The 7,740-nt window shown below is 47.3% G+C and carries 8 protein-coding genes; 3 read left to right on the top strand and 5 right to left on the bottom strand.

The features are described from left to right. The first annotated feature begins 199 nt into the window (after nucleotides 1–199). Complete coding sequence (locus tag RMO84_RS20930) at nucleotides 200–1,333, top strand: tetratricopeptide repeat protein (protein WP_310490369.1); 1,134 nt, start codon at nucleotides 200–202, stop codon at nucleotides 1,331–1,333. A 102-nt stretch (nucleotides 1,334–1,435) separates the two neighbouring features. Continuing rightward, nucleotides 1,436–1,972 carry a hypothetical protein gene (locus RMO84_RS20925; protein ID WP_310490368.1) on the top strand — a complete coding sequence of 179 codons (537 nt, stop codon included), beginning with the start codon at nucleotides 1,436–1,438 and terminating at the stop codon, nucleotides 1,970–1,972. Here the strand turns inward: RMO84_RS20925 and RMO84_RS20920 are convergent. Then, on the bottom strand, nucleotides 1,931–2,833 hold the full coding sequence (locus RMO84_RS20920) for an ion channel (RefSeq protein WP_310490367.1): 903 nt from the start codon (nucleotides 2,831–2,833) through the stop codon (nucleotides 1,931–1,933). The genes RMO84_RS20925 and RMO84_RS20920 overlap by 42 nt on opposite strands. 14 nt (nucleotides 2,834–2,847) lie before the next feature. Here RMO84_RS20920 and RMO84_RS20915 point away from each other — a divergent pair, with 14 nt between their 5' ends. Next, the gene (locus tag RMO84_RS20915; RefSeq protein WP_310490366.1) at nucleotides 2,848–3,870 is read left to right on the top strand and encodes an RluA family pseudouridine synthase; all 1,023 of its coding nucleotides are present in this window, start codon (nucleotides 2,848–2,850) and stop codon (nucleotides 3,868–3,870) included. A gap of 103 nt (nucleotides 3,871–3,973) precedes the next feature. On the opposite strand, the gene RMO84_RS20910 is transcribed toward RMO84_RS20915, so the two are convergent. The 4 genes from RMO84_RS20910 to RMO84_RS20895 form a co-directional block, all read right to left on the bottom strand. After that, entirely contained in the window at nucleotides 3,974–4,750 is a 777-nt protein-coding gene (locus tag RMO84_RS20910; RefSeq protein ID WP_310490365.1) for a hypothetical protein, read from the bottom strand. A gap of 557 nt (nucleotides 4,751–5,307) precedes the next feature. Then, nucleotides 5,308–5,910, bottom strand: coding sequence for an ATP-dependent Clp protease proteolytic subunit (locus tag RMO84_RS20905; RefSeq protein ID WP_310490364.1), 603 nt, complete (start codon nucleotides 5,908–5,910; stop codon nucleotides 5,308–5,310). Between the two features lie 136 nt (nucleotides 5,911–6,046). Next, nucleotides 6,047–6,712 carry an ATP-dependent Clp protease proteolytic subunit gene (locus tag RMO84_RS20900; RefSeq protein ID WP_310490363.1) on the bottom strand — a complete coding sequence of 222 codons (666 nt, stop codon included), beginning with the start codon at nucleotides 6,710–6,712 and terminating at the stop codon, nucleotides 6,047–6,049. Between the two features lie 147 nt (nucleotides 6,713–6,859). Beyond that, nucleotides 6,860–7,531 carry an ATP-dependent Clp protease proteolytic subunit gene (locus RMO84_RS20895; RefSeq protein ID WP_310490362.1) on the bottom strand — a complete coding sequence of 224 codons (672 nt, stop codon included), beginning with the start codon at nucleotides 7,529–7,531 and terminating at the stop codon, nucleotides 6,860–6,862. Nucleotides 7,532–7,740 lie beyond the last annotated feature (209 nt).

Raw genomic sequence — 7,740 nt, 5'->3', positions numbered from 1 at the left:
GTACTCGTCCGATTTTGGCGATCGAATATCTACTCCAAGTCTAGATAGTTTTGGGATGAATGAATCGAGGTACACCACGACATCGATCGACCGAACATCATCTGTGATTCGATCTAGATCGTAGAGAGCAATCATGGCGATCGACGCTCGTTTTAGTGACACCAAAAATTCTAATTTTTCACTGTTTAAGATCCTAATTATGATGCAACTACCAATGATAATTAAAACTGCGACGACGCTCGCGATCGTATTTACTACTACACTATTGGGAGCGATCGATGTCAATGCTCGTACCGATCGACAATTGTCTATTCGCCAGAACGGTAATCTCGCTCAAAACGCTCAAAAACAAGCGGAAGATCTGTTGATCGCTGGCAACCAAAAATTCCAGAGGAAGGACTATGATGGCGCAATTGCTGATTATTCGCGATCGCTACAGATTAATCCTAACTACGATAAAGCTCTATTCAATCGTGGCATTGCCTACGGCATAACGGGTAATAAACAAGGAGCGATCGATGACTATACTCAAGTCATCAAATTGAATCCCCAGAGTGCGAACAGTTATTTTAATCGATCGGTCGTCAAAAGCAATCTCGGCGATAAGCAAGGTGCATTAAGCGATCTCAATCGGGTCTTGCAAATCGACCCACAAGCGACAGATGCTTACCTCAATCGGGGCAATCTCCTGCAAGATACTGGTGACTTTGAAGCGGCTACTGCTGATTTTTCACGAGCAATTAAACTCAAACCGAATCGTGCCGATGCCTATCTCAATCGCGGCATCACTAAATTTAAGTCTGGCGATCGTCAAGGTGCGATCGCTGATTACGATCTAGCAATTAAAAACGATCCAAATTATCATCTTGCCTATAATAATCGCGCCTTGTCAAAGGCAGATTTAGGCGATACCCAAGGCGCAATTACCGATTTCAATCGCGCGATTCAGATCGAGCCTAAGTACTATCTTTCCTACTATAATCGGGCTAACTTACGCCGCAAAGCCAACGATAATTCGGGTGCGATCGTCGATTATAGTAAAACAATTCAACTCAATCCTACCTACGCGGCTGCTTATAATAATCGCGGCCTCGCTCAGAAGAAACTAAAAGATTATTCAGCCGCAATTCTTGATTTTAATAAAACGCTCGAACTGACTCCAGATTTTGCCGAAGCTTATTATAATCGCGGTGCTGCCCGTCAAGCCCTCAAAGATCGATCGGGTGCAGTCAGCGATTTGAAAACAGCGGCGCAATTATATCAACAGCAAGGCAGTGGCCGAGAATCAAAAAAAGCCCTCGAACTAGTAACACAAGTCCAAAATCAACAGTAATAACTACTCACTCAGTTGTGAGGATGCTAAAAACTTGAATTAATCGTTGCTAGAGGTCCCAAACCAACCGTGCTCGATCGCCAAATATCTCCTACTCCTAAAGTGCCATGGACTTCACTGGCAATCTTATTTTTGACTTATGCTACTTTTGGTTGGTTGTTGCATGATTGGACTAACGATCGGCTGGTATGGCTGCTGGTGGCATTTGGATCGACAGTATTGGGTGGGATAGTTACCTATCCCAGTCGCGCTGTGTCGATCGGTTTTGCGGGATTTTTCAAGACCGATACGCGGGCATTAATTTTAATAATCATCGGTAGTATCGTGACGGTATTACTGCTCACTTGGCTACAATTTTTTGTAGATGCGGTGGTGTTGTGTGCTGCTGGCTTACTGGTTAGTTTAGATCTCAAAACTAGAAATTGGAGCAATTTTGTCAGCTTAATTATCATTATTGGCTGGCAGTTATTGGGAATCAGTGTTGGTTTATATTCTCACCACGTATATATGCATCCATCGGCTAATTTGCCAGCATTTTTTTATATCGATTACTGGTTTCACCTGTTAGATAAGTGGACGATATCAACATTGCTAGTTTCAATCTTCGCTGGTATTAATTTCCCGTACTTGATGAAATAAACTATAGTCAAATACCCGATCTCCATTTGGTGACTGAATGATAATATTTTCAAACCGGCGATCGGCGAGTATTTCCGCAGTCTCGTAAACATGCCGTGCTGAGATCGCATAGGCAACGGTCTCATCGACACCACTCACCAACACGCTAATATTAGCTCGCTGCTGTTGTAGATCGGCGATCGTCAGGCCGTAGAGCGGACTATCGCGATCGATCGGGTGCATGATCGTCCAAGTGAGGACGAGACTGGGCGTGCGTTGGCGAATCAACTTCAGTTCGTGAATCTTACGCATTGATTCTCCTTCCGCAGTGACTTCATCAACAATTAGATATACTTGAGCGGTAGCTTCTAAAATATAGTTGTGGCGTTCGTTGGCAACTCGAAACATCAAAGTCGGTTGCCGATTGTGAGTGCTAACCAGTACAAACTGGCTGAATAATAACTTAGCCGTCGGTCGTGAAAATCTGGCAAAAGCCAATCCCGTCACGACCGCAACTAGCAACAGGCTGGCGATCGCTTCACCCGTGACAATCGCATTAGCATAAAATGTTTTAGGATGAATCGCTCCATACCCGATCGAAGCCAAGGTTTGGACGCTAAAAAAGAAGGCATCATTAAAAGAACCCGCCCGCGCCCCTTCAAGGCAGTCGCCCCCCACTAAATAAGCCAACGCAAATAGGGCATTAATTAGCAAATAAGCGATCGAGACAATGGCTACAAACCCAATCCACGGAATCGTCAATAATAAATGGTACGGATCTCGCCACTGATGGTACCATTTGCCCATGCCATGAATGATAAATTTGCCATTCTGATGTTCGATTCTGACCGTCCGAGACTGGCGGCGCAACTTAGTTTTCATCACGATCGATTTAAATGAATGTAGTAAATCCCATTGGCCGCGATAATTTAGCAGCAGAACTAGACGACGGCACCGTACCGCAAACGCTCGAACTCATCGTTCCCAATATAGATGGCACCGAACCACGACTCGATCTGTGGCTTACTACCCAATTACCCGATTTTTCGCGCTCGCGGTGGCAAAAGCTCATCGCCCAAGGCCAAGTACAAATTGCCGGTCGAGCGTGTACTGACAAGCAGTATAGAGTAAAATCTGGCGATCGCGTGTGTGCCTCAATCCCCGCACCAGATTTACTCGATTTGGTGCCAGAATCGATCCCGCTCGATATTCTCTACGAAGACGACCAACTGGCGATCGTCAATAAACCGGCTGGCATGGTCGTCCATCCCTCTGCCGGACACAGCACGGGAACCCTCGTACACGCCCTCCTCGCCCATTGTCCGCTCTCTAGCATCGGTGGCGTCCAACGCCCTGGCATCGTCCACCGCCTCGACAAAGATACCAGTGGCGCGATCGCCATCGCCAAGACCGATCTGGCGCATCAACACCTCCAGCAGCAACTTCAGGCCAAAACTGCCCGACGGGAGTATTTAGGGGTGGTTTATGGCACGCCGAAGGCCGATAGCGGCACGATCGATCTGCCGATCGGTCGTCACCCAGTCGATCGCCAAAAAAACGCGATCTTACCGATCGATCGTGGTGGTAAAACCGCAGTTACCCATTGGCAAATTGAAGAGCGATTGCGGAGTTTTAGCCTGATTCGATTTCGGCTGGAAACGGGCAGAACCCATCAGATTCGCGTTCACGCCACCCAGATGGGACATCCGATCGTCGGCGATCCGGTCTATGGGACGGGTAGATCGACCGCCACAAAGTGGCGCGCTAGCGCGAACGGTGTCAAGCTGCCAGGACAAGCTCTCCACGCGCGACGGTTGCAGCTCATTCATCCACTGACAGGGGTCTCGATCGATATTACAGCTCCGATTCCTGAGTATTTCCTGACCTTATTGCAAGTACTCCGCAATCGACGATCGTAAGATTGCAGAATACTTTTTAAAACACCCTCTCAAGCACAAACCCGACTTTCTCCAAAAAGTCGGGTTGGTAACAGCACTAGTTCGATTGCCCTAATCTGATTCACTACATCTGTCCAAAGGATTGTGTCAACAGCACTACTGATTCTTCGGCGGTTGCGTCATAATGATTGTTGGGATCGACAATTGCTTTGAGAGTATTGAATAACCGCCGTTTTGCAGGTCGTACCGCCTGTCGAGCTGGTTCAGTGCGAGCGCGAAATTGCGTTTCACCCTGAAGGCTACCTGAAGGTATGGCTCTGGATGTAGAGTAATTAGCGGCCATTACCATGCGAGCGGGCGTGACTACTGGTGCGGTAGCTGCTGAAACAGATTTAGCTTGCGGTGTTGGGGCATCCGCGATCGCAATTGAATTATGGTGGTACTGAAAAGGTGCCGATTCTTCTGGATTGAGGTTTTGTGTGCCTGATGCTACAGACCGATCGACGGGCATGAATATATAATAAGACTCAGTTCCTACAGATTCTACACTTGCAGCATCGATCGACTCGCTCGCGACACCTTTCTCGGCACTTGCTGCTGATAACGATTCCCAATCCCCACTATCGACGATCGAGGGGATATTTTGAAAAATTTCCCGCTCGTATTCAGGCGTAAAATTGTAGCGTGGCTTGCCAATCCGTTGCCAGTCTTTGAGGATATTTTCTACCGAAATCAGCTTATATCTGCCGCGATACAAAGATTCAACGATTGCCTTGGCAATCCAAGTCGAATCATATGTTTGAAACCAAGTTATCAGCATCGCCTCTACCCGATCTTCTTCAAGGGCAAGGCCATACGTTTTGATAACTAAAGTGATAAGGCTGGTCTGAGAATGGCTCATTGCGCATGAAATCCTTGATACCCCCGCTCGCAAGTAACTGTAAAGATAACTTGACTTAATAAGTGCGATCGTGGCTGAATTACTAATAGATAAGTACTAATTTCTAAGGTAATCTAAGCAAGATATCCGATTAGAGGTTTAGTTGCTAAGTTGTGAGTTACGGAGGATGAATTAACTACCAGTCAGCGTTTCCAAGTTTCCAATCCATACCCCGATCGATGTTTAGACACGATCGACAGCATAGTTGTTTAATGTAATCAATTATGTGTCTCAGTTTACACTAAATAGTTTTCTTTGTGTAGTGGTTAGCATAAATTACAAATTGTTTCAAGTTTCGATCGGTAGATTTCATAGCTTTAATGGTTCATTAGAACTACTCAAATCGTAAAATTGCGTCTTGAAGATGACAATTTTCGATAGCTTCTCATTACTGACGATAAACATCGCATGTTTAGATCCAAAAAAATCCCTATTCTCACAGCTCTCGAAAAGAGTTTGCCCAAGAGAATAGGGATTTGATTTGTTTTCGTTACTTTAGATTAAATGACCGATCGTCATTAGCGCACGTTAGCAGTCTCGACCACTTTATCGATTAGTCCGTAGGCCATCGCTTCAGCGGCTGACATAAAGTTATCGCGATCGGTATCTTTCTCGATCTGCTCTAGTGTTTGACCCGATCGTTCGGCCATGAGTTGATTGAGCAACGTCCGAGTTTCGAGAATATGTTTGGCCTCGATTTGGATATCCGATGCCTGCATCCGTCCGGTACCACCTAAAGGCTGGTGGATCATGATCCGCGCGTGGGGTAGAGCCAAGCGTTTGCCAGGACTACCGGCTGCGAGCAAGAAGGCACCCATCGAAGCCGCTAAACCGACACAGATGGTCACAACTTCGGATTTGATATGTTGGATCGTGTCATAGATCGCCATCCCGGCAGTGATTTCACCACCAGGGGAATTGATATAGAGAAAGATCGGTTTGCTGGAGTCTTCCGAGTCGAGATAGAGCATATAAGCTACGATCGCATTAGCCATCCCGGCATCGACTTCTTCAAACATGAAGATAATCCGCTCGCGGAATAACCGATCGTAGATATTGATCCATTGTTCGTTAGAACTACCAGGCAAACGATAGGGAACGCTAGGAACGCCGATTGACATAGGAGTTTAGGGGATAGGGGATAGGGGATAGGGGATAGGGAATAGGGAATAGGGAATAGGGAATAGGGCGTAGGGGGTTGATTTGGGGGGTGAAGTATAGAGGACGCCAGCGTCCGAATTCACTAACCCCTATTCCCTATCCCCTATCCCCTATTCCCGCCAATTCTTTGGAGCTTTCGAGGACGCGATCGATCAAGCCATAGGCTTGGGCTTCGTGAGCAGTCATATAAAACATCCGCTCGCTGTCTTGCTCGATCTTCTCAGGCGATTGACCTGTAGTTTGGGCGAAAACATCGATGATATTAGTCTTTTTGGCCAGAACTTCAGCCGCATTGATGATAATATCTGAGGCTTGGCCGCGACTACCCGCCCGTGCGGGCATCAATCCGATCGAGGCATGGGGCAGACTTGCCCGTTTGCCAGGGGCACCAGCCGAGAGTAAGAGGGTGGCGATGCCCATTGCTTGACCGAGACAGATGGTATATACCTCTGACTTAATGTGCTTGATGGTGTCATAGATCGCCAGTCCGGCCATCACTGACATCATCCCGATTTCTTGCCCTGCCATCCCAGCGGCGACAGGATCGCCCAGGGAGTTGATATACAGATAAATTGGTTTGGTGTTATCGACTGATTCTAGATACAGCAACGATGACACCATACTATTTGCCAATCCGTCAGTAATCGGCTGATTGAGGAAGATAATCCGTTCCTGACTCATCCGCGTGTAGATGTTAATCCACTGCCAATACTGACTGCCAGGAAGGTTATAGGGTACGTTTAAAATCCGATCGACAGGCATGAGGATAGGGGATAGGGGTTAGAGGGTAGGGGTTAGAGGGTAGGGGGTAGGGATGGACGGGTAGACGGGTGGATCGGATAAAAAAGACGCTTGCGTCTAAATTCACTATCTTCTATTCCCTATCCCCTATCCCCTACCCTCTACTCTCTAGACCAAGGCAGGAATCGGAGTGGGTAAGTCTTTGACGCTGTTGAGGACGATATCGATGATGCCGTATTCTTTGGCTTCGGTGGGTGTCATGTACAACATCCGATCGGTATCTTTGGCAATTTTTTCGGCGGGTTGACCCGTGCTGTGCGAGAAGATATCGAGGATGGCAGCCTTGTTGTCCAAGACTTCTTTTGCCCTAATCTGGATATCGCTGGCTTGTCCCTGTGCGCCGCTGCGCGGTTGATTGAGGACGATCGTGGCGTGGGGGAGACTGGCGCGACAGCCTTTGGTACCGGCAGCGAGAATCATCGCAGCGGTGCCCATAGCTTGCCCGATACAAATAGTATGGACGGGAGGTTTGATGTAGCCGAGGGTATCGCAAATGGCAAATGCTTCGGTTTCAAAACCGATCGAGTCGCCAGTATACCAAGATGTCCCGGTGGAGTTGATATAGAAGTAAATCGGTTTGTCGGCGTTGTCAAATTGGAGATAGAGCAATTGGGCGATCAGCAATTTGGTAGGATCGTATCCCATCTGCCGCTTGTAGTCATCAGACGATACCAACGGCCCACCCATATACACAATCCGCTCTTTGAGTAGCAGTGAGGGTAAATCTGGTGGCGGTGTCCGGTAGTAGCTATCGCCGCCGTAATATTGGGACTGTACCATGTCTTTATTCCACTAGATCGCACTTTATGTATCTATGGTAACTCGCGATCGGCTGGTGGCGGTGGGTTGATAACCGATTATCTCAGATCTTGCATCAAAACAAAGTTACTAGTGTTTTAGTGGATAGTGGATAGTCAATAGTGAATAGGGAAACCAAGGTTCAGCTTAGCGTCGCTGTCTTGAAGAATTCGTATGCGGAGGGAATCGCC

It is taken from the genome of Chamaesiphon sp. VAR_69_metabat_338, assembly GCF_031423935.1.
Taxonomy (GTDB): Bacteria; Cyanobacteriota; Cyanobacteriia; order Cyanobacteriales; family Chamaesiphonaceae; genus Chamaesiphon.
The sequence above is the reverse complement of the archived record's forward strand: the minus strand, read 5'-3'. Positions and strand labels throughout refer to the sequence as shown.

What these genes read in the sequence shown, in the direction of transcription:
- RMO84_RS20930 (WP_310490369.1), top strand. Translation starts at nt 200, where the DNA reads ATGATGCAACTACCAATGATAATTAAAACTGCGACGACGCTCGCGATC.
- RMO84_RS20900 (WP_310490363.1), bottom strand. Translation starts at nt 6,712, where the DNA reads ATGCCTGTCGATCGGATTTTAAACGTACCCTATAACCTTCCTGGCAGT.
- RMO84_RS20895 (WP_310490362.1), bottom strand. Translation starts at nt 7,531, where the DNA reads ATGGTACAGTCCCAATATTACGGCGGCGATAGCTACTACCGGACACCG.
- RMO84_RS20920 (WP_310490367.1), bottom strand. Translation starts at nt 2,833, where the DNA reads ATGAAAACTAAGTTGCGCCGCCAGTCTCGGACGGTCAGAATCGAACAT.
- RMO84_RS20905 (WP_310490364.1), bottom strand. Translation starts at nt 5,910, where the DNA reads ATGTCAATCGGCGTTCCTAGCGTTCCCTATCGTTTGCCTGGTAGTTCT.
- RMO84_RS20910 (WP_310490365.1), bottom strand. Translation starts at nt 4,750, where the DNA reads ATGAGCCATTCTCAGACCAGCCTTATCACTTTAGTTATCAAAACGTAT.
- RMO84_RS20915 (WP_310490366.1), top strand. Translation starts at nt 2,848, where the DNA reads ATGAATGTAGTAAATCCCATTGGCCGCGATAATTTAGCAGCAGAACTA.